This window comes from Nitrospina gracilis Nb-211, assembly GCF_021845525.1.
Lineage (GTDB): Bacteria > Nitrospinota > Nitrospinia > Nitrospinales > Nitrospinaceae > Nitrospina > Nitrospina gracilis_A.
In genome coordinates this window covers 1536990-1556622 of sequence record NZ_JAKJKD010000001.1, presented here as the reverse complement: position 1 = coordinate 1556622, position 19633 = coordinate 1536990, and the positions used below count along the sequence as shown (strand labels likewise).

At 57.6% G+C, this 19633-nt stretch carries 19 protein-coding genes; 6 read left to right on the top strand and 13 right to left on the bottom strand.

Annotated features, from left to right (window positions below):
• Position 1: 1 nt before the first annotated feature.
• The 9 genes from fabF to xerD all read right to left on the bottom strand — a co-directional run bounded on the left by fabF (position 2) and on the right by xerD (position 7294).
• Positions 2 to 1240 carry a beta-ketoacyl-ACP synthase II gene (fabF, locus tag J2S31_RS07360; protein ID WP_272908654.1) on the bottom strand — a complete coding sequence of 413 codons (1239 nt, stop codon included), beginning with the start codon at positions 1238 to 1240 and terminating at the stop codon, positions 2 to 4.
• 12 nt (positions 1241 to 1252) lie between these two features.
• On the bottom strand, positions 1253 to 1486 hold the full coding sequence (gene acpP / locus J2S31_RS07355; RefSeq protein WP_237098433.1) for an acyl carrier protein: 234 nt from the start codon (positions 1484 to 1486) through the stop codon (positions 1253 to 1255).
• A gap of 22 nt (positions 1487 to 1508) precedes the next feature.
• Complete coding sequence (gene fabG / locus J2S31_RS07350) at positions 1509 to 2249, bottom strand: 3-oxoacyl-[acyl-carrier-protein] reductase (RefSeq protein ID WP_237098432.1); 741 nt, start codon at positions 2247 to 2249, stop codon at positions 1509 to 1511.
• Between the two features lie 18 nt (positions 2250 to 2267).
• The gene (fabD, locus tag J2S31_RS07345) at positions 2268 to 3152 is read right to left on the bottom strand and encodes an ACP S-malonyltransferase (RefSeq protein WP_237099898.1); all 885 of its coding nucleotides are present in this window, start codon (positions 3150 to 3152) and stop codon (positions 2268 to 2270) included.
• A 44-nt stretch (positions 3153 to 3196) separates the two neighbouring features.
• The gene (locus J2S31_RS07340) at positions 3197 to 4153 is read right to left on the bottom strand and encodes a beta-ketoacyl-ACP synthase III (RefSeq protein ID WP_237098431.1); all 957 of its coding nucleotides are present in this window, start codon (positions 4151 to 4153) and stop codon (positions 3197 to 3199) included.
• A 74-nt stretch (positions 4154 to 4227) separates the two neighbouring features.
• Positions 4228 to 5400, bottom strand: a complete 1173-nt coding sequence (gene plsX, locus J2S31_RS07335) for a phosphate acyltransferase PlsX (protein WP_237098430.1) — start codon at positions 5398 to 5400, stop codon at positions 4228 to 4230.
• Between the two features lie 161 nt (positions 5401 to 5561).
• Entirely contained in the window at positions 5562 to 5744 is a 183-nt protein-coding gene (gene rpmF, locus J2S31_RS07330; RefSeq protein ID WP_237098429.1) for a 50S ribosomal protein L32, read from the bottom strand.
• Between the two features lie 12 nt (positions 5745 to 5756).
• Positions 5757 to 6296 carry a YceD family protein gene (locus J2S31_RS07325; RefSeq protein ID WP_237098428.1) on the bottom strand — a complete coding sequence of 180 codons (540 nt, stop codon included), beginning with the start codon at positions 6294 to 6296 and terminating at the stop codon, positions 5757 to 5759.
• A gap of 119 nt (positions 6297 to 6415) precedes the next feature.
• Positions 6416 to 7294, bottom strand: coding sequence for a site-specific tyrosine recombinase XerD (xerD, locus tag J2S31_RS07320; RefSeq protein ID WP_237098427.1), 879 nt, complete (start codon positions 7292 to 7294; stop codon positions 6416 to 6418).
• A 154-nt stretch (positions 7295 to 7448) separates the two neighbouring features.
• On the opposite strand from xerD, the gene typA reads away from it, so the two are divergent.
• The 4 genes from typA (at position 7449) to J2S31_RS07300 (ending at position 12233) form a co-directional block, all read left to right on the top strand.
• Positions 7449 to 9272, top strand: a complete 1824-nt coding sequence (typA, locus tag J2S31_RS07315) for a translational GTPase TypA (RefSeq protein WP_237098426.1) — start codon at positions 7449 to 7451, stop codon at positions 9270 to 9272.
• A 144-nt stretch (positions 9273 to 9416) separates the two neighbouring features.
• A complete protein-coding gene (gene fbp, locus J2S31_RS07310; protein ID WP_237098425.1) occupies positions 9417 to 10406 on the top strand; it encodes a class 1 fructose-bisphosphatase in 990 nt (329 codons plus the stop codon).
• Positions 10407 to 10449: 43 nt separating this feature from the next.
• Complete coding sequence (gene hisS, locus J2S31_RS07305; RefSeq protein WP_237098424.1) at positions 10450 to 11724, top strand: histidine--tRNA ligase; 1275 nt, start codon at positions 10450 to 10452, stop codon at positions 11722 to 11724.
• 77 nt (positions 11725 to 11801) lie between these two features.
• A complete protein-coding gene (locus J2S31_RS07300) occupies positions 11802 to 12233 on the top strand; it encodes a Fur family transcriptional regulator (RefSeq protein WP_237098423.1) in 432 nt (143 codons plus the stop codon).
• 13 nt (positions 12234 to 12246) lie between these two features.
• Here J2S31_RS07300 and J2S31_RS07295 read toward each other — a convergent pair whose 3' ends face one another.
• A complete protein-coding gene (locus J2S31_RS07295; RefSeq protein WP_237098422.1) occupies positions 12247 to 13236 on the bottom strand; it encodes a formylglycine-generating enzyme family protein in 990 nt (329 codons plus the stop codon).
• 175 nt (positions 13237 to 13411) lie between these two features.
• Here J2S31_RS07295 and J2S31_RS07290 point away from each other — a divergent pair, with 175 nt between their 5' ends.
• Positions 13412 to 15745: a tetratricopeptide repeat protein gene (locus J2S31_RS07290; protein ID WP_237098421.1), complete on the top strand. Its 2334-nt coding sequence runs from the start codon at positions 13412 to 13414 to the stop codon at positions 15743 to 15745.
• A 298-nt stretch (positions 15746 to 16043) separates the two neighbouring features.
• Here the strand turns inward: J2S31_RS07290 and acs are convergent, their stop codons facing one another.
• Complete coding sequence (gene acs, locus J2S31_RS07285) at positions 16044 to 18017, bottom strand: acetate--CoA ligase (protein ID WP_237098420.1); 1974 nt, start codon at positions 18015 to 18017, stop codon at positions 16044 to 16046.
• A 21-nt stretch (positions 18018 to 18038) separates the two neighbouring features.
• Positions 18039 to 18476: an Lcl C-terminal domain-containing protein gene (locus J2S31_RS07280; protein ID WP_237098419.1), complete on the bottom strand. Its 438-nt coding sequence runs from the start codon at positions 18474 to 18476 to the stop codon at positions 18039 to 18041.
• A 170-nt stretch (positions 18477 to 18646) separates the two neighbouring features.
• On the opposite strand from J2S31_RS07280, the gene J2S31_RS07275 reads away from it, so the two are divergent.
• Positions 18647 to 19036, top strand: coding sequence for a nucleotidyltransferase substrate binding protein (locus tag J2S31_RS07275; RefSeq protein WP_237098418.1), 390 nt, complete (start codon positions 18647 to 18649; stop codon positions 19034 to 19036).
• Positions 19037 to 19039: 3 nt separating this feature from the next.
• Here the strand turns inward: J2S31_RS07275 and rdgB are convergent, their stop codons facing one another.
• Positions 19040 to 19597: an RdgB/HAM1 family non-canonical purine NTP pyrophosphatase gene (gene rdgB, locus J2S31_RS07270; protein WP_237098417.1), complete on the bottom strand. Its 558-nt coding sequence runs from the start codon at positions 19595 to 19597 to the stop codon at positions 19040 to 19042.
• Positions 19598 to 19633: the final 36 nt, after the last annotated feature.

Below are 19633 nucleotides of genomic sequence, written 5' to 3'. Positions count from 1 at the left end.
ATCAGTCCGTCGGCTGTTTGAAAATCACCACACCATTTGTTCCACCAAACCCGAAGGAATTGGAAAGAGCCGCCCGCACCTTGGCCTGCCGGGCTTCGTTGGGAACGTAATCGAGATCGCAATCCGGATCCGGTGTTGTGTAATTGATGGTGGGTGGAATGACACCGTGATGCATGGCCAGCACGCTGAAGATGGCCTCCACCCCGCCCGCAGCGCCCAGCAAATGGCCGGTCATCGACTTGGTGGAGCTGATCTGCAACTTGCGCGCATGATCCTTGAAAACCGATTTGATGGCGGTCGTTTCCGTAAAATCCGCCCCGGTGGACGTGCCGTGAGCATTGATGTAATCAACCTCCTCCGGGTTCATCTTTGCATCGTCCAGCGCCAGTTGCATGCACCGGGCCGCGCCTTCCCCGTCCTTCGAAGGGGCCGTCATGTGGAAGGCGTCGCTGTTGAGCGCGTAACCCGCCACTTCGGCATAAATGCGTGCGCCGCGTTTTTTGGCCGACTCCATTTCCTCCAGGATCAGCACCCCGCACCCCTCGCCCATGACAAACCCGTCGCGGTCTTTATCGAAAGGACGGCTCGCGCCCTTGGGATCGTCATTGCGCGTGGACAGCGCCTTGGCCGCGGCGAATCCGCCGATGGCAAGCGGTGTGATGACAGATTCCGAACCACCGGCGATCATGGCATCGACCACCCCGTCGCGGATCATCTTATACGCATCGCCGATGGCGTGCGTGCCGCTGGCGCAGGCCGTCACCACGCAGGTATTGGGTCCCCGGGTGCCGAAGATGATGGAAATCTGGCCCGATGCCATATTGGGAATGAGCATCGGAATGAAGAATGGGGTGATTTTACGAACACCCTTGTTCTGATACACCTCGTGATACTTCTCGATGGCGGGCAAACCGCCCAGGCCGACGCCGATCAGCGTGCCCACCCGGTCCGCGTTGGCCTCGGTGATTTCGAACCCGGAGTCTTTCAGCGCAAACCGGCAACAAGCGACCGCGTAATGGATGAACGTATCCATCTTCTTGATCTCTTTCGGTTCGATGTGGTCTGCGGGATCGAAGCCCTGGACTTCCCCGGCAATGCGTACCGGAAAATCCTGAGCGTTGAAACGGGTGATGTAGTCGATGCCGGATTTTCCCTGGCATACTGCATCCCAGTTGGCATCAACGCCAATCCCCAACGGGGACAGCATTCCAAGGCCTGTGACAACAACACGACGGGTCATATCAGATAGGGGTTAGTTGGTGTGACTGTTGATATAATCGATGGCGTTTTGAACCGTGGCGATTTTCTCGGCCTCTTCGTCCGGGATTTCGATGTCGAACGCTTCCTCGAACGCCATGACCAGCTCCACAGTATCCAGCGAGTCCGCACCGAGGTCATCAATGAAAGATGCGGTTCCGTTCACCTGGTTTTCATCTACATTCAGCTGTTCTACGATAATTTCCTTTACCTTTTGTTCTACTGACATATTTTGAGACTCCTCAAAGATGTTACATTAACATCCCACCATTAACATTGATGACCTGACCGGTGATGTAACGCGCCCGATCGGATACAAGAAACGCAACACTGTCCGCAATGTCCTGCGGCTGGCCAAGACGCGCCATGGGGATCTGACCGATGAGCTGTTCGCGCACATCGTCTTTCAACTGCCGCGTCATGTCGGTATCGATGAAGCCCGGCGCAATGGCGTTGACACGGATCCCACGGCTCGCCACTTCACGGGCCGTTGTTTTGGTCAAACCGATCAGGCCCGCTTTGGATGCGGAATAGTTGGCTTGCCCCAGGTTGCCCATCACCCCGACGATGGACGAGATATTGACGATCGCCCCGTCCTTTTGCTTCATCATTTGCTTGACCGCCTGCTGAGAGCAGAGGAAAGAACCCTTGAGGTTGATGGAAAGAACCAGGTCCCAGTCTTCTTCTTTCATGCGCATCAACAAACCATCGCGGGTGATCCCGGCGTTGTTGACCAAAATATCCAACAGTTTAAATTCTTTGGAGATAGAATCAAAAACTTTTTGAACGTCCTCGACAGAAGACACATTGAGCTGAGCGGCGGAAGCGGACCCGCCGCTTTTGCAGATCGCTTCTGCGGCTTGTTCGGCACCGTCCTTATTGACGTCCGCCAGCACCACATGCGCGCCCATCTTCGCCAGCGTTTCACCCACCACCTGGCCAATGCCGCGCGCGCCGCCGGTCACCAGCGCCACTTTATCTTTAAGTTCCATATCCATTCCGTTCGACAGTTATTTCAATTCGGCTACGGTTTTGGCGAGTGATTCCTCATCACCGACCTGATAACAGCGAATGTCCTTGTTGAACCGTTTCATGAGGCCGGAAAGCACCTTGCCCGATCCCACCTCCACCACCGCTTCGATGCCCCGATCCACCATAACCTGCATGGTTTCCGCCCATCGCACGGGAGAGCACACCTGCTGAAACAAAAGCTCCCGCGCTTTAGCGCCGGAGGTGTTTGGTGCGGCCTCCACGTTGGTCACGACGGGAATGCCGGCATCCTTGAACTCGACTTTTTCCATCTCTGCCTTCAGACGGGCCGCCGCGGGTTCCATCAGCTTGCAGTGAAAGGGCGCGCTGACGGGTAGAATCACGACTTTCTTCGCCCCCTGTTCACGCGCCTGTTCCGAGACAGCCTCCACCGGTTCCTTGTGACCGGCAATGACGATTTGCTCCGGACTGTTGAGGTTTGCGGGTTGAACGATGGCATCCCCGGAGGACGCCGAAAGGCAGAGTTGCTGGACCTGGTCAGCGGGCAATCCAATGATGGCCGCCATGGCGCCAACACCGACAGGGACTGCTTCCTGCATGAATCGCCCGCGCTGACGAACGAGATGCACGGCATCCCCGAAACCAAGGGTTCCGGCACACACCAAGGCAGAGAATTCGCCCAGGCTGTGACCCGCCGCCAGCACGGAATTAATACCATGATCGCGGAGCCGTTTCAAGGCAATTATACTGTGGATCAAAAGCGCAGGCTGTGTATTTTCAGTGAGTTTCAGCTTTTCTTCAGGCCCCTGAAAGCACACCTGGCTGATGTGGTCCCCCAGGATTTCATCGGCTTCCTCAAACATCCGGCGGCATTCTGAGTCGGAGTCATAAAAATCCTGACCCATACCAACAAACTGGGAACCCTGCCCGGGAAACACGAACGCGGTTTTTACCATTTGATCACCACCGATCCCCACGTCAATCCGGCTCCCAGAACCGTGAGCAGAGTGATACTGCCCGGCGTCAAGCGACCGGCTTCCCGCGCCTCATGGAGAGCGATGGGAATGGAGGCGGAACCCGTATTGCCGTATTTGTGTATGTTGACGAAAACTTTTTCCAACGGCGCCTCGAGCTTCTCCGCCACCGCTTCGATGATGCGCCGGTTGGCCTGGTGCGGCACCACGAGATCGACATCATCGTTGGTCAAACCATTGTGCGCCAGCGCTTCGCGCGACACCTCGCTCATCCGCTTGACCGCCACCTTGAACGTGGACTGACCGGACATTTTGAGACAATACAGTTTATCGTCTATAGCCTGATACGTGAACGAAGTTTTGCCGATGCCGCCCGGCACGATCAACAGGTCCGACTGCGTGCCGTCGGAATAAATGTGCGAGGACAGGATGCCACAGGGTTCCGGCTTTTCGGTACGGCGGAGAACCGCCGCGCCCGCTCCGTCGCCGAACAGCACGCAGGTGGTGCGGTCGGTCCAGTCCATGACACGCGAGTTGACTTCGGTGCCGATGACGAGAATGTTTTCATAACGGCCGCTTTTGATGTACTGCTCAGCGATGGAAAGGCCGAAGACGAAGCCGGAGCAGACAGCGGAGATGTCGTACGCCGCCGCCTTCTTCGCACCCAACTCCTTTTGCACGAAGCAGGCGGTAGCGGGGTAAATGACGTCCGGCGTCGAGGTGCAAACAATGACCATGTCGAGGTCGCCCGCCTCCAGTCCGGCGTTTTTGAGCGCCATCATCGAGGCGGCGATGCCCATGGTGGACGCGGACTCGTCCTTGCGAGCGATGCGCCGTTCCACAATCCCGGTGCGGGTGCGGATCCATTCGTCGGAGGTGTCGAGATTTTTTTCGAGATCGAAGTTGGTGACTACGTTGTCGGGCACATACATTCCCGTCCCGGCCAACTCCGCATTAAAGGGTGATCGTACGTTCATAGATAGGAAAAAAAGGTTGGGTGCGCCGGTTACGGTTTGTCCGGCTCTTCCGTGGGTGTTTCTTCCGTCGTGGATTCAGATTCCAGATCGTCACCGGTTTCATCCAGCGCGTTTTTGGGAACGGGAGGCACCTTATTCGGAACGCCTCCGTTCTCGTCGTGCCCGGCAACTATTTCCTTAATGTGTTGCCAGAATGAACCCTTGCTGTCCAGATTGTATTCGATGTCTTCGCGAATATGCTGGTTGACCTTCTTTTCGACAAATTCGTGGGCGCGGAGGATCGCATTTTTCACTGCCTTGGCATTGGAACTGCCGTGAGCGATGATGACCACGCCGTTCACGCCGAGCAGAGGCGCACCGCCCTTCTCCGAGTAGTCCACCGATTTTTTGAATTCGCGCAGGCGGCCTTTCAACATCAGAAAACCCATCTTCGGCACGATGCCGCTGGTGAACAGGGTTTTCAGGTTGGTGCCGATCATTTCCGCCAGGCTTTCGCTGATCTTGAGCGCCACGTTGCCGGTGAAGCCGTCACAGACGATGACGTCGGCGTTGCCGCGGTACACTTCCTTCGCTTCCACGTTGCCGATGAAGCGGATGTGCGACTTGGAAAGCCAGCGGAAGGTTTCCTTCGTCACTTCATTGCCCTTGCCGTCTTCCTCACCAATGCTGAGCAGTCCCACGCCCGGCTCGTCCTTGCCGAGGATGTACTTGGCGTACACATGGCCCATGATCCCGAACTGGAACAGCTGATTGGATTTGCAATCCACGTTCGCTCCGGCATCCAGGAGGATCGACGATCCCTGCAAAGTAGGCAGTTGAATGGCGATGGCCGGACGGTCCACGCCCTTGAGCGGACGCAGGATGATGGTGGAGTACGCAAGCACCGCACCGGTATTGCCGGCGCTGATGAACGCTTCGCCCTCCCCTTCCTTGACCAGTTCCAGCCCCACTTTCATGGAGGACTTTTTTTTCGTCCGCAATGCTTTGCTCGGACTGTCGTGCATTTCCACCACCTCTTCGGCGTGGCGCACTTCGATGGGAAGGTTTTTGGCGTCTTCGTACTTGTCCAGTTCTTCCTGGATCGCGTCTGACAGGCCCACAAGGATGACGGGGAACCCGAATTCACGGGTGGCCAGAACAGCGCCCTCCACCACCGCTTGCGGGGCAAAGTCTCCTCCCATGGCATCTACGACGATTTTCATTTCAGGTCTGCACTCCTCCGGTCCTTCAAACGGCCCTCAACGTTGCGACCAGACTGATTGGGGCAGGAAGGGAGTGCCTCGACGGCACTCCTCGATCTTGGGTATGGCACGATGTCCGACAAAGCCTTTCATCCCGGAAAGCGGACGCTTCCCGTATTGCACTAAATGGCTTCGACTTCGATCACTTCTTTATCTTTGTAGTAACCGCAGTGAGGACATACGTGGTGGGGACGCTTGAACTCGTGACATTGCGGACATTCTCCGAATCCTGGAACCGTCAGGGAATCGTGCGACCGGCGCATGCCTTTGCGGGATTTGGACGTTCGTTTCTTGGGTACGGGCATGATGACTCCTGATTATTTCAACTTGTCTTTTAATTGTTTCAATACGGCCAGCCGGGGATCGACGTCTTCATCCCCATCGCATCGGCACACTTCTCGGTTGAGGGAAGCGCCGCATTTCGGGCAGATCCCTTTGCAATCGTCCCGGCACAGTTGGACCATGGGAAGACTCAACATAATCTGATCGTAAACCGGTTGAGTCAAGTCAATTTTCTGGTCCTTATAATATTCGATCTCGATATCCGAATCGACCAGTTCCTGCTCCGCTTCCAGACTGTCGGGGTCCGGGGCTGGAATGAATGTGGCGGTGATGGGTGTTTCCACATCCATCTCAAACGCCTCCAGGCAACGCGAGCAGGTCATGGCCATGACCGTTTCCACCTCACCTGCCAGATAAACATCCCGGTTGGAGCGGATCAGACTACCTTGTACCCGCACCGCTCCCTTCAAAGAACCTGCTTCCGGATCGACGGCGAATTGATCTACCGATTCCGTCAGGTCCAACTCCAGAGGTCTATCCTCTGGAATATCATCAATATCAATGATCAGACTCATGACTGTCCCGTAATGTGCGGTCTGATTGGGTCTGGAACCTGAGTGGGCGGGCAGGTAAAGGTTTCAAAATCTTAGCTTTCCAAGGTTAAATCGTCAAGAAAAATTTCCGCCCCGCGAACTCAGGCCCGGGGATGGTGCCGGTCCAGGATGTCCCGCATCCTTCCCTGTAGAATATGGGTGTAGATTTGCGTTGTTGCAATATCCGAATGACCCAGCATTTGCTGGACCGACCGCAAATCCGCCCCCCGCTCCAGCAGGTGTGTGGCGAAGGCGTGACGCAGGGTGTGAGGCGAAATGGGAGCCGCCACCCCCGCCTGCCGGGAGTACTGTTTGATCAGCTTCCAGAATCCCTGGCGCGTCATCCCAGTCCCCAGACGGGTTAAAAAAAGACAAGGTGAAGTTTTATTTTTTAGATATTTAGGACGTACATCCTGAATGTATAATTGAACCTGTTGGCGCGCCGCGTCGCCCATCGGGATCACCCTCTCCTTATCTCCCTTGCCGAAAGATCGCAGGTAACCGACTTCCAGATTCAGATTCGAGGTTTTGAGCGCGACCAGTTCCGAAACACGCAATCCAGTGGCGTACAGCACCTCCAGCATGGCGCGGTCGCGGATGCCCTGCGGCACTGCGGGGTCGGGCGCGTTCAGCAGGGCTTCAACATCCGCCAGTGATAAAATCCCCGGCAGCTTGCGCCACAGCCGGGGTGATTCCAGAATGTCCACCGGGCTGGTCTCGACCAGGTTCTCCCGCACGAGGAACCGGAAGAACGTTTTGATGGAAGACAGCGCCCGCGCGCTGGATCGGGTGGAAAGCCCCTTTTTTTGAAGCGTTAAAAAGTATTCCCGAACCCGCGCAGTGGTGATATAATACAGGGTCTCGCCGGGGAAGGCATCCAGAAACGACGCAATGTCCCGCCGGTAAGCCGCCACCGTATGCGGCGAATGCCTCTTCTCGACAGTCAGGTACTCGACAAACTGTTTCAGGCTGGGATGCATGGAATAACAGACCAGGTTGTTTTAAATCAATAAGTTACGCTATAATTACCACATAATCAAATATTAAATCGAAGCCTCCCCGGGTACCCCCACCCTCTCGGGTTCGATACAAACCAACACCACCTTCTTTTACCGCTTACAGCGAACGGAGCACATGAACACGGAACATATTCGGAATATCGGCATCATTGCACACGTGGACCACGGCAAGACCACACTCATCGACCGCCTGCTGGAGCACAGCGGCATGTTCCGCGAAGGCACGGAGCACGGCACCTGCATTATGGACAGCAACGATCTCGAGCGCGAGCGCGGCATCACCATTTTCTCCAAAAACGCGTCGATCCTTTATAAAGGACACAAGCTCAACATCGTGGACACGCCGGGCCACGCGGATTTCGGCGGCGAAGTCGAGCGCATCCTGAAAATGGTCAACGGCGTGCTCCTGCTGGTGGACGCGGCAGAGGGCCCCATGCCGCAGACCCGGTTCGTGCTGAAAAAATCGCTGGAGCTCGGCCTCAAACCCATCGTCGTCATCAACAAGATCGACCGGCCGGGAGCCAACCCGGACCGTGCGGTGGATCAGGTTTTCGATCTGTTCGTTAATTTGAACGCCACCGACGAGCAGTTGGACTTCCCCATCGTGTACACCTCGGCCAAACTGGGGTTTGCCAAACGCACGCTCGACTCCGAGCCGGGAGACATGACCCCGGTGCTCGACCTCATCGTCGAGAAGGTGCCGCCGCACGATGGCGATGCCGAAGCCCCGTTCCAGATGCAGGTGACCTCGATCGACTACAACGATTACGTCGGCCGAATCGCCATCGGCAAGATCGAGCGCGGCCGGTTTCGCGCCGATGTGCCCTGCACGCTCATCCGCCGGAACGGTTCCAAGGAAACGTTCAAGCTGATGAAAACCTATACGTATGACGGACTCACCCGTACCGAGGTGCAGTCGGCGGAAGCGGGCGACATCATCGGCATCGCGGGCATGAAGGACGTGGACATCGGCGAGACCATCACGGACAGCAAGCATCCCGAACCCCTGCCGCTCATCCGCATCGACGAGCCCACCATGTCCATTTACTTTTCGGTGAACGACTCCCCCTTCTCCGGCAAAGATGGGCAATTCCTCACCTCCGGCCACCTGCGCGAGCGGCTGATGAAGGAAGTCAAATCCAACGTCGCCCTGAAAGTCGAGGAATCCGGCGCGGGCGACAAGTTCAAGGTCTCCGGTCGCGGCGAATTGCACCTCGGCATCCTCATCGAAACCATGCGCCGCGAGGGATACGAGTTCAGCATCTCGCGTCCGCAGGTCCTCTTGAAGGAAATCGACGGCAAGACGCACGAGCCGATGGAGTTCGTTGTCATTGACGTCGAGGAAACCTATTCCGGCAAAGTGATGGAGGCGTTGGGCACGCGCAAGGGTTCGCTCAAGAACATGATTCACATGGACGACGGTCACGTGCGGCTGGAATACCACGTGCCGACGCGGTTCCTGTTCGGGTTCCAGTCCGACTTCCTGACCATGACCAAGGGCACTGGCACCCTGCAACACACGTTCGAGGCTTTTGTGCCTTTTCTGGGTGGTTCCGCCAAGCGTCTGCGCGGCGCTTTGATCGCGCTGGAAAACGGGCAGACGACGGCCTACTCCATCTTCAACCTGCAGGACCGCGGCCAGCTATTCGTCGGGCCCGCCCAGCCGGTGTACATGGGCATGATCGTCGGCGAGAACAACAAGGACAACGACCTCGTGGTCAACATCTGCAAAGAGAAAAAGCTAACCAACATGCGCGCCTCGGGGTCGGACGACACCATCATCCTGACTCCCCCGCGGATCATGAGCCTGGAGCAGGTGCTGGGTTTCCTGAACGAGGATGAACTGGCGGAGATCACACCCAAGAGCATCCGCCTGCGCAAAAGGCACCTGGACGAAAACGAGCGCAAGCGCCACTCCAAAACACAGAAGGTGGCCTGACCGGACCACGCCCGTCTTCCCGCAGAATCATTCACCAAAGCGTCGTTGAGGAAACCCGGCAAATGGGATACAATCACGCCTGTTTTTGGCGGCGGTTGTTTCTCGTCGGCTCCCTCGACACCGATAGAAATTCGAGTTTGACTTATGGATAGAACCACGCTGGTGCAGTTCATCCGGCGTCAGGAGAAAATGACTCCCGGCGCTACGGGCGAGTTCACCAACCTCATGAATGAAGTGCTGGTGGGCGCCAAGATCGTGTCCCTTCAGGTCAACAACGCCGGTTTGGGCGAAGATATTCTGGGCATGTCCGGCCGCGTCAACGTGCAGGGCGAGGAGGTGCAGAAGCTCGACGACTACGCCAACGACATCTTCATCAAGCTCGTGGGCGAGTCCGGCAACATCTGCGCCATCACCTCCGAGGAAAACGAGAAACCCGTCATCATTCCGCCGGACCGCGCGGGCAAATACATCTTCATGGTCGATCCGCTCGACGGCTCGTCGAACATCGACGTCAACGTCAACATCGGCACCATCTTCTCCGTGTACCGCAAGCAGAGCCCGGGGCCGGACGTGACCGACGACGACCTTCTGCAACCCGGTCACCAGCAGGTGGCGGCGGGCTACATCATTTACGGGCCCAGCACGCTGTTCGTGTACACCTCCGGCAACGGCGTGCACACCTTCACCCTGGACCCGGCGCTGGGCGAATTTTTCCTGTCCACGCAGGACATGAGGATTCCCAACCAGGGTTCGACTTACAGCGTCAACGAGGGCAACTCGCAGATCTGGCAGGAGCCGCAGAAAAAGCTCGTCGAGTACCTCAAGGAAAACGACAAGGCGACGAAGCGGCCCTACAAACTTCGTTATATCGGATCGCTGGTGGCCGACTTCCACCGCACCCTGCTCAAGGGCGGCATCTTCATGTATCCCGGCGACAAGAAAAGCCCCGAGGGCAAACTGCGCTACGCATTCGAAGCCGCGCCGATGGCGATGATCGTGGAGAATGCCGGCGGCAAGGCAACGGACGGCAAGCAACGCATCCTGGACATCCGGCCCACGCACATCCATCAGCGTGTCCCCCTGTACATCGGCAGTCCCGAGGACATGGACCGGGCGCATTCCCTGCTTTCATGATTGCGCCGACCATCCTCGAAACCCTGAGCAGTCTGACCATTAAATGAAAATTCAGAGCATACGCGGCGTCAAAGACATCCTTCCCGGGGAAATCGAAAAATGGCACAAGGTGGAAGCCGCCGCGCGGCGTGTGTTCGCGCCCTACGGATTCCAGGAAATCCGTCTGCCCATTTTCGAAAGCACCAGTCTGTTCAAACGCAGTATCGGCGAGACCACCGACATCGTTGAAAAGGAGATGTACACCTTCACCGACCGCGGCGGCGAGGAGATCACTTTGCGGCCGGAAGGCACGGCCTCGGTCGTGCGTTCGTACATTCAGCACAAAATGCACGGCCAGAACCGGCTGGTGAAACTGTATTACATGGGCCCGATGTTCCGTTATGAGCGGCCGCAGGCAGGCCGCTTCCGCCAGTTTTACCAGATCGGCGCGGAGGCGCTGGGCTCGGCGAGTCCTCTGGTGGACGCGGAAGTCATGACCATGCTCATCGCCCTGTTCCGCGACCTGGGCCTCGACAACGTCGAGCTGCAGATCAACTCGCTGGGTTGCCCGGAGTGCCGCCCGCCTTACCGCGAGTTGTTGAAAGACGCCATCCGCCGGCACCTCGACGAACTGTGTTCCAATTGCACTTCGCGTTACGAACGCAATCCCCTGCGCGTGCTCGACTGCAAGGTGGAACGCGACCGGGAGATCGCCCTCACCCTGCCGCGCATCTCGGATCACCTCTGCGATGCGTGCAAGGAAAATTTCACCGCCGTGCAGGCGGCGCTCACCAGCATGAACACCCCGTTCACACTGAACACGCAACTCGTGCGCGGGCTCGATTACTACACCCGCACGACGTTCGAGGTGGTGGGCACGGAAGGGCTGGGTTCGCAGAATGCCATCTGCGGCGGCGGTCGCTACGACACGCTGGTGGAGGAATTCGACGGACCACCCACGCCCTGCTTCGGATTCGCCGTCGGCGTGGAGCGCCTCATCGCCACCCTGCCTGAATCCACCTGGCAGGACATCACGACCAAACCGGATCTGTTCGCTGTGCTGATGGGAGACGAGGCCAGACAGCGCGGCCAGGAAGTGATCCAGAAACTGCGCGCCACCGGATGGCACGTGGAGCTGGATTACGAAGGCGGAAGCATGAAAAGCCAGATGCGGAAAGCCAACCGCGAGGAAAGCCGCTTCGCACTCATCATAGGCGATAACGAGATCGAAAGCGGCCAGTACGTTTTAAAAAACATGGCGGGCGGCGAGCAGATTCCGATCGAGGCCAACCACTGTGTGGAGCAAATCGAAGCACACTTGAAAACCACTCAAACCTGACCATTTTCACCCTGCTTCAGAGCGGCGGTTGACTCAGTCCACCCTTAGTGCTAGATTTCCCTTCGGGAGGCCGGTTTATGAGCAATAAAGAACAGGAAGTACTTGAAAAGTACATTTCCCAGCACAACCTGAAAATCACCAAGCAACGCCGAGCCGTGCTGGAAGCATTTCTTAATTGTGAAGATCACGTCAGCGCCGAGGAACTTTACAAGATCGTTTCCTCCAAGGAACCAAAGATCGGCCTCGCCACCGTGTACCGCACCCTTTCCCTGCTGACGGAGAGTGGACTGGCCGCCGAGCTGGATTTCGGCGACGGGCAGAAGCGGTACGAATTGAATTATGCCCACGAACACCACGACCATATGATCTGCACGGAATGCGGCAAGATCATTGAGTTCCACAACGAAGTCATCGAAAAACTACAGGAAGAAGTCGCGCAGAAAAACGGCTTCAAGATGACTTCCCACAAACTCGACCTGTTCGGAATCTGCAAGGAGTGCCAGCAGTAACGCTGGCTGAGGCTCAGGGCTGAGCCGTTTTTTCCGGCGGGTTCGGAGAGAGTTCCCCCTCCCCTTCATTCTTCACCTTGCGCACGGGTTGCGACTTGAGCCATGTATCGGCCGACACCACGCAACGGAACCCGATGTAGTTGAACTTTTCGTTCACCAGCCCGCCATAGGTGGATATCTTCGAATACACGCGGTTCTTCGGGTTCAGCCAGGTGCGGTTGGTCAGGCGCAGGGCCCCGGCCGAGGAATCGATGGAACCTCCGCGGATGACTTTATACTCGCCGGTGTTGGGGCCGGTGGGGTCGGTCAGTTTCTGCGGCGGGTACACGTTCTGCCACCAGTCCTCCGTCCATTCCCAGACGTTGCCCATCATGTCGTAAAGACCGAAGGCGTTCGGTTTCTTCTGCCCCACCGGATGCGTGACGCCTTCCGCGTTGTCCATGAACCACGCATATTCGCCGTCCATCACGTTGCCCCAGTAGTAACGGGTCTCGGCTCCCGCCCGGGCAGCGTATTCCCATTCAGCTTCGGTAGGCAGGCGGCAGGCGCCGCTGCTCTTCTTGATAAATTTCTGGATGTCGTAGTAGTTGACCTGTTCCACCGGGTTATTGGGATGGATGAACTTCGACGGATTGAATCCCATCACCCGTTCCCAGCGTTCCTGCGTCACCTCATACTTGTCCATGAAATAATCTTCGATGCACACCTCGCGCTCGAACTTTTCATCGACCTGGGCATTGTTGTTGCCCATGATGAAGCAGCCACCCTTGATGAACACCATGCCTTCGGGTGCCATGGCGGCGATTTTCCTGTCCGCCTCACTCAGCACCACCGGCTCCACGCGTTTCGGAAGCTGGGCGGCCTCCGGACCGGGCCCCGCCTCCTGCTCGATCTCGGCAACGGAGGGCGCTTCAGGGGTTTCGCTCGGGGTTTCTCCCTGCGAGCAGGACACCAGAATCAGGCACAGACCAAAGGCCAACAGAAATTTGAAAAAACGCATCATATTCGATGGGAAAATGGCAAAGGGCAAATGATAACTCAAAACCACCGGCAGGCCAATCTATTTTAACAGTGGGGCGGAAATGATTTAAATGACAATTTAATAAACATTTGCGGCTAAAATTTGACTCAATACTGCCGATAGGAAAAGGGTGATAAAACTCCATGGAATTGCTGTAATGCCGTCATTGTATCAAAAACCCGGAGCGCGTTGGGCGGGAATCGCACTGCTGTTAGGACTGCTGGGGCTGGGCGGGTGTTCCTCCCTGCCCTACGATCCCTCCACGCCCGTGCTCAAGATGCCGAAGCTCCCTATCCGCATCTTTTCGGAGAGGCCGGCCCCGGAAGCGCCGAAGGTCCTTCCCGACCACGAACGCTACCTGGAGTTCGCCATCGGCCAATACCACGCCAACCAGTTTCCGGTGGCGGAGTTTTATCTGAAACGCAGTCTCATCCTGGAGCACGACAATCCGCGGGCCCTGCGGCTTCTGCCCTGGGCCTACTTCTTCCAGAAAAAATACCGCAAGGCTCTGTTCGCCTTCGAAAAAGTGCACACCCGGTATCCGGACGACGCGCGCCCACTGATTGGGCTCGGCTGGTGCTATTTCGCCATGCAGGACTACCACCACGCCCTCGAAAAATTTGAGCAGGCACTCAAGCTGGACAAGCATTCCCTTCAGGCAAAAAAAGGAATCGGGTTCGCCCACTGGATGCTCTCTCATCCGGATACAGCCGAGTCCTGGCTCAAACAGGTGTACACCTGGCACCAGTGGGAGCGCTTGAAGTCCGACTGGGATGGATGGGATCCCAAATCGCCTGAGCGGTTGGCGGAAGTCGCCCCCTCCAACTGGCAGACTCCATCGCTGTTCACCCCGGCGGTGGAAGCGCCGCGCTTCCCTTCCATCCTGTACACGCACCCAGACCCGTCTGTCCACCCCGCCGTGGACAACGCCTGGCGGTTGTACAACAAGGAATTTTATAAAGACGCTCTAAACGCCTTCTCCGATCTGCCGGAGGACGTTGCACAGGATTTCGACGCGCGGCACGGGCTGGCGTGGAGCTTGCTCAAGACGGGCCAACTGCTGGAGGCGGAGGCCGTCTTTCTGGAATTGCGTAAAACGCATCCCGGTTTTCCCGGCGTGACCCGCGGCATTCAGGCCGTCGAGGAGGCGTTTGAGGAAAAATCCCGGTTCGCCCGCCACTACCTGGAAATCGGCAAATACCAGATCGCTGAACAGCACATCAGCGATCTCAAGCTGGCGTACCCGCAATGGTCCCTGCCTTACAGCCTGCACGGATGGGTGCAGTTGAAACGGGGCGACGAAACGCAGGCGCTGCAAACGTTCCAGACCGCCATGAAACACAACCCCGGCGATGAATTGGCTCTTGACGGCATGCGGCAGTTCGAAACGCTGGAGTTGGCCAAGGTATTCCAGGGAGACGAGGCACTGGCGGCGGGCGATTACAAACGCGCCTCTTATCTTTATTATGAATACATCCGCAAAAACGACGGGCCGCTCACCCCGATGCTGGCGCGCGCATACAGCGGCATGGGATTCAGCCAGTACCACAAAGGCCGCTACCAACTGGCTCTGTACAACTTCCGCAAACTGGGCGGGGTAGACGCGCTGGAGTTCGAACGCAACAAGGGGATGGGCCTCACCTATTATGCGCTGGGCGAGTACGACAGGGCGGTGGACCACCTCATCGTTGCCGACGCCATGAAGCCGGATCAGCCGGATCTCATTTACAAACTGGACTGGGCGGTTCTGCGCAGTTGGGACGCAAAGACGGCACACGATTACCTGCTGGCCAAGACACGGGAAAAACCGCAACGGCCGACGCCGTACATCGGACTCGGCTGGGTGTATTACAAAACCGGCCGGCCCAACCTGGGCGTGGAGTATTTCCTGAAATCGATCGAGCTCGACCCGGATATCATCCAGACCGTGGAGTTCCGCGACATGCTGGAGTCGGAGCGCTTCGGCTGGCAGGTATACAACCGGCTGGGCTGGGAATATTACCACCGGGACGAAGCGGACAAGGCACTCCAGTTGTTTGCACTGGCTCTGGACCGCCGGCCGCGCTCCTCCGAGGCCATGAAAGGCCTGGGTTACGCGTATCTCAAACTGGAACAGTATGACCGCGCCACGGCCATGCTCGCGCACTCCATCAAGCGCAACCCCAACACACACCCGGTGCGGGTGACGGTGAAGGGCATCGAGGCGGGAACGAAAGTGGACATCTGGACCAGCACCCGCACTCAGTTGGCACGGGCCCTGTACCATCAGGGACGTTATGAAGAAGCGCTCAAGTGGTTTCTGGCCGAATACGAGCGTCATCCCGGCTGGACCGAAGTGCACGACGGTTTGGGTTGGACCTACCTGAAATTGAAGCGGCTTTCCGAATCGCGGCAGGCCTTTTTAAGGTCGCTCCGCCTGGAACCCATCAATCCCCACTCCCACAAGGGGTTGAAGCAGGTGAAATTGCATATGGCCCAGCGCAGGATGTGATTCCGAGCCCACTCAGGAGGTGGTCAAAATTCGCACCCCGCCTGTGGAAAACTCCCTGCAAAAGCGCTCTAAAATCAAGGAATTCAAAAATTTCAATTGACAGAGCGAGCTCCCTGGTTTATCGTAATAAACATTCCAAGACAAGCGCTCAATACATTTGGGGAGGGAGGGGAAGCCTTTCTCTTTTCGCCGTTTGCGAAGAATCATGGAGTTGAGTCTCTCAACTCCATGATCCCATTACCGCCTCCCGGCTAACCTGCCGTTTATCAGTCCTTCGTCAATTTAAAACGACACGCCTTCAGATTTTCTGATAACTCGCCTTGAGTTGATCGACCACAGACGGATCGGCCAGAGTGGACGTGTCTCCCAATTGATCGCCCTCGTCCGCCGCGATTTTACGCAGAATGCGGCGCATGATCTTGCCCGACCGCGTTTTCGGCAGGCCCGGCGCCCAGTGGATGATATCCGGCGCCGCAATGGGGCCGATCTCCTTGCGCACGAAGTCGATGAGCACCTTCTTCAACTCGTCTTCATACTCCACCCCTTCCATCAGGGTGACGTAGGCGTAGATGCCCTGCCCTTTGATGTCGTGCGGAAAACCGACCACCGCCGCCTCGGCCACCTTCTCGTGCAGAACGAGTGCCGACTCCACCTCCGCCGTGCCGATGCGGTGACCGGAGACGTTGATGACGTCATCCACGCGGCCCGTCACCCAGTAATAGCCGTCCTTGTCGCGGCGGCATCCGTCGCCGGTGAAATAATAGCCGGGGTATATGCGGAAATAATTTTCCTCGAACCGGGAATGGTCGCCGAATACGGTGCGCATCTGCCCGGGCCACGGTTGTGCGAGCGCCAGCACGCCGCTGACGTCGTTGCCTTCCAGCACCTTGCCCGTCTCCGCTTCAATCACCACCGGCACCACGCCGAAAAACGGGAGCGTCGCCGATCCCGGTTTGCAGGGCGTCGCGCCGGGGAGCGGAGAGATGAGGATGCCGCCGGTCTCCGTTTGCCACCATGTGTCCACCACGGGACAGCGGCCGCGCCCGATGTGTTTGTGATACCAGCGCCACGCCTCCGGGTTGATGGGTTCGCCCACCGAGCCCAGCACCTTCAGCGTGGACAGGTCGTACTTGGCCGGAATCTCCTCGCCGTGCGAGATGAGGGCGCGGATGGCCGTCGGCGCGGTGTAGAACTGCGTCACCTTGTGCTTGTCCACCACCGCCCAGAAGCGGCCCGCATCCGGATACGTGGGAATGCCCTCGAACATGATCGTCGTCGCGCCGTTGGCCAGCGGTCCGTACACGATGTACGAATGGCCCGTCACCCAGCCGATGTCGGCGGTGCACCACCAGATGTCGCCATCGTGGTAATCGAAGATGTACTTGTGGGTGAGGGCGTTGAACAGCATGTAGCCGCCGACGTTGTGTTGCGCGCCTTTTGGTTTGCCAGTCGAGCCGGAGGTGTACAGGATGAACAACGGATCTTCCGCGTCCATCTGTTCCGGTTCGCATTCCGGAGAAGCGTCCTTCATCTCGTCGTGCCACCAGAAGTCGCGGCCGTCCTTCATGGCCGTCTGCAACTTGCCGCCGACACGCTGGACCACAATGCACTGCTTGATGTCGGCTCCCTGCTTCGACGCCATGTCCATTGCCTGATCGGCGTTTTCCTTGAGCGGCACCGGCTTTTTGCCGCGGAACGCGCCGTCGGTGGTGACCAGCAACGAACAGCCGGAATCGACGATGCGGTCGGCGAGTGACGTCGGCGAGAAGCCGCCGAACACGATGGAGTGAATCGCCCCGATGCGCGCGCAGGCCAGCATGGCAACGGCCAGCTCTGGAATCATGGGCATGTAGATGGAGATGCGGTCGCCCTTTTTCGCGCCGTGTTTCTTGAGCACGTTGGCAAATTTGCACACCTCCGCGTGGAGTTGCCTGTAGGTCAGCTTGCAGTCTTCATCCGGTTCATTGCCTTCCCAAATGATGGCCGTCTGGTCGCCGCGCGTCTCCAGATGGCGGTCGATGCAGTTGACGGTGATGTTGGTCTTCGCGCCGCGAAACCACTCAATGAAGATCTTTCCCTTATTGATGTTGTAATTGTAGTCCCAGACCTTGTCCCACTTCTTGTACCAGAAAAACTCCTCCGCCTGTTCGGCCCAGAAGCCTTCGGGATCGCTGATGGATCGGTCGTACATTTCCTTATATTGTTCCATGCTCTGGACCCAGGCCTGTTTGGACAGGCTTTCCGGGGGGGTGTACCATCCTTCACCACTCATCGCATGACTCCTCTCGTATTCTCAATCGCCGGGGGGAGAAACGACGCGCACCGCCCGGGCCGCTTCCGAAAGGGTCCACAATCCATCCGGATTGTCCATCGTACCCTCGCGGATGTTGAACACCCAGGTGCGCAGACGCCCGTCCACCAGCTTGATCATCATGGAAAATCCGCAACCGGCCTCGAACCGGTCGCTGATGTGCACCGTCTTGCCGAACTTGTCGGTGAGCGAACAGGCCTTGTCGTAAAGGCTTTTCGCTTCCTCCTGCGTGGGCAGCCGCCAGTCGTCGTACCCCGCGAATTTCTGCTCGCGAAGTTCGCGGACGTAATCGGCGCTCTCCTGATAATTCACCCACTTCTTGAGGTCGATCATGGTGTCGGTCTTCTTCCACATCAAACCGGTTTTCCGGTCCGTCACCGTGCCGTCCCCGTTGTCCACAAAGCGTTCTTCGTCACCCATCGGCAAGTTTGTTTCCGTTTTCAGATGGTTCCATACGTGTCCTCATTCGGACGCGGAAGTTTATCATTAATAAAATGGCTTTTCAAAATAGCTTCCCTGCAAACAAGGATTTGGAATAGAATCGGGGCAAACGCCACGAACGGGAAGTATAACAGGAAAGTTGGAAAAAAATGGAAGAGCTCCCACCCCTCAATGTGCTGTTGACGCATCTCGACTGGAACCTGAAGCGGATGGCCGAGATGGAAACGCATGAACGCACGGAATATTTCCGCAACGCCGCCCTGCAACGCTACGGCTTCACTTTCGACAGCGCCGTCCGTTGCATCCGGGCGCGGGCACGGGACAACCAGGAATCCTGCAATAGTCCGGAAGAGTGCCTGCGTCTGGCCAATGAGCGCGGCTGGTTGCCGCAGGACACGGACTGGGGTGAGATGCTGGAGTCCTACCGCAAGATGAAGCCGGATGCGCTGGACCAGCACGGAGATGCCATCTTCGACAAGCTCAAGCAGTACCACACCGTGTTTTCCACCCTCCACACCCGGCTGGCACAACAAAGCTGAACCTCAGAGCTGATCCCGCAAGGCCTCAAAGGCGCGGCGGCGGTGCGAGATGGCGTTTTTCTCGCCGACGCTCATTTCCCCAAACGTGCGGTCGTGTCCATCGGGAATGAAGATCACGTCCCAGCCGAATCCATTTTCCCCGCGCAGGCTGTGGGCGATGGTGCCCGCCACCTCCCCTTTGCCGACCACGATCTCGCGGCCGTCGTGCACCGCCACCATGCACACCGCGCGCGCCCGCCGGTTGGGAAACGGTTCCAGCATCTTCAACATGCCCTCACAGCCGACGCTCACCTCGAACCATTTGACCAGGGCGCCGGGCAGGCCGTTCCACGCCTCGAAGATGAGCCCGGAGTCCTCCACCAGCACCGGCGCGTTGAGGGTTTCCCAGGCTTCGGTCGCCTTGTGCTCGACCAGCTCCGCCACGTCCGTGGTCTGGATTTCATGCAGGTGGGCGAGGTCTCGCCGCTCCATCTCGATACCCAGGATTTCCTGCGCCTCGCGGAACTTGTTGGGGTTTCCCGTAACAAACTTCAATTGCTTCCAAAGCGGGTGATGTTTCATAATACTTTCATTAATATCCGGTTCCAGAGCCCGGTA

Coding starts and splice junctions, on each gene's coding strand:
- fabF (WP_272908654.1), bottom strand. CDS start 1,240: ATGACCCGTCGTGTTGTTGTCACAGGCCTTGGAATGCTGTCCCCGTTG.
- acpP (WP_237098433.1), bottom strand. CDS start 1,486: ATGTCAGTAGAACAAAAGGTAAAGGAAATTATCGTAGAACAGCTGAAT.
- fabG (WP_237098432.1), bottom strand. CDS start 2,249: ATGGAACTTAAAGATAAAGTGGCGCTGGTGACCGGCGGCGCGCGCGGC.
- fabD (WP_237099898.1), bottom strand. CDS start 3,152: ATGGGTCAGGATTTTTATGACTCCGACTCAGAATGCCGCCGGATGTTT.
- J2S31_RS07340 (WP_237098431.1), bottom strand. CDS start 4,153: ATGTATGTGCCCGACAACGTAGTCACCAACTTCGATCTCGAAAAAAAT.
- plsX (WP_237098430.1), bottom strand. CDS start 5,400: ATGAAAATCGTCGTAGATGCCATGGGAGGAGACTTTGCCCCGCAAGCG.
- rpmF (WP_237098429.1), bottom strand. CDS start 5,744: ATGCCCGTACCCAAGAAACGAACGTCCAAATCCCGCAAAGGCATGCGC.
- J2S31_RS07325 (WP_237098428.1), bottom strand. CDS start 6,296: ATGAGTCTGATCATTGATATTGATGATATTCCAGAGGATAGACCTCTG.
- xerD (WP_237098427.1), bottom strand. CDS start 7,294: ATGCATCCCAGCCTGAAACAGTTTGTCGAGTACCTGACTGTCGAGAAG.
- typA (WP_237098426.1), top strand. CDS start 7,449: ATGAACACGGAACATATTCGGAATATCGGCATCATTGCACACGTGGAC.
- fbp (WP_237098425.1), top strand. CDS start 9,417: ATGGATAGAACCACGCTGGTGCAGTTCATCCGGCGTCAGGAGAAAATG.
- hisS (WP_237098424.1), top strand. CDS start 10,450: ATGAAAATTCAGAGCATACGCGGCGTCAAAGACATCCTTCCCGGGGAA.
- J2S31_RS07300 (WP_237098423.1), top strand. CDS start 11,802: ATGAGCAATAAAGAACAGGAAGTACTTGAAAAGTACATTTCCCAGCAC.
- J2S31_RS07295 (WP_237098422.1), bottom strand. CDS start 13,236: ATGATGCGTTTTTTCAAATTTCTGTTGGCCTTTGGTCTGTGCCTGATT.
- J2S31_RS07290 (WP_237098421.1), top strand. CDS start 13,412: ATGCCGTCATTGTATCAAAAACCCGGAGCGCGTTGGGCGGGAATCGCA.
- acs (WP_237098420.1), bottom strand. CDS start 18,017: ATGAGTGGTGAAGGATGGTACACCCCCCCGGAAAGCCTGTCCAAACAG.
- J2S31_RS07280 (WP_237098419.1), bottom strand. CDS start 18,476: ATGGGTGACGAAGAACGCTTTGTGGACAACGGGGACGGCACGGTGACG.
- J2S31_RS07275 (WP_237098418.1), top strand. CDS start 18,647: ATGGAAGAGCTCCCACCCCTCAATGTGCTGTTGACGCATCTCGACTGG.
- rdgB (WP_237098417.1), bottom strand. CDS start 19,597: ATGAAACATCACCCGCTTTGGAAGCAATTGAAGTTTGTTACGGGAAAC.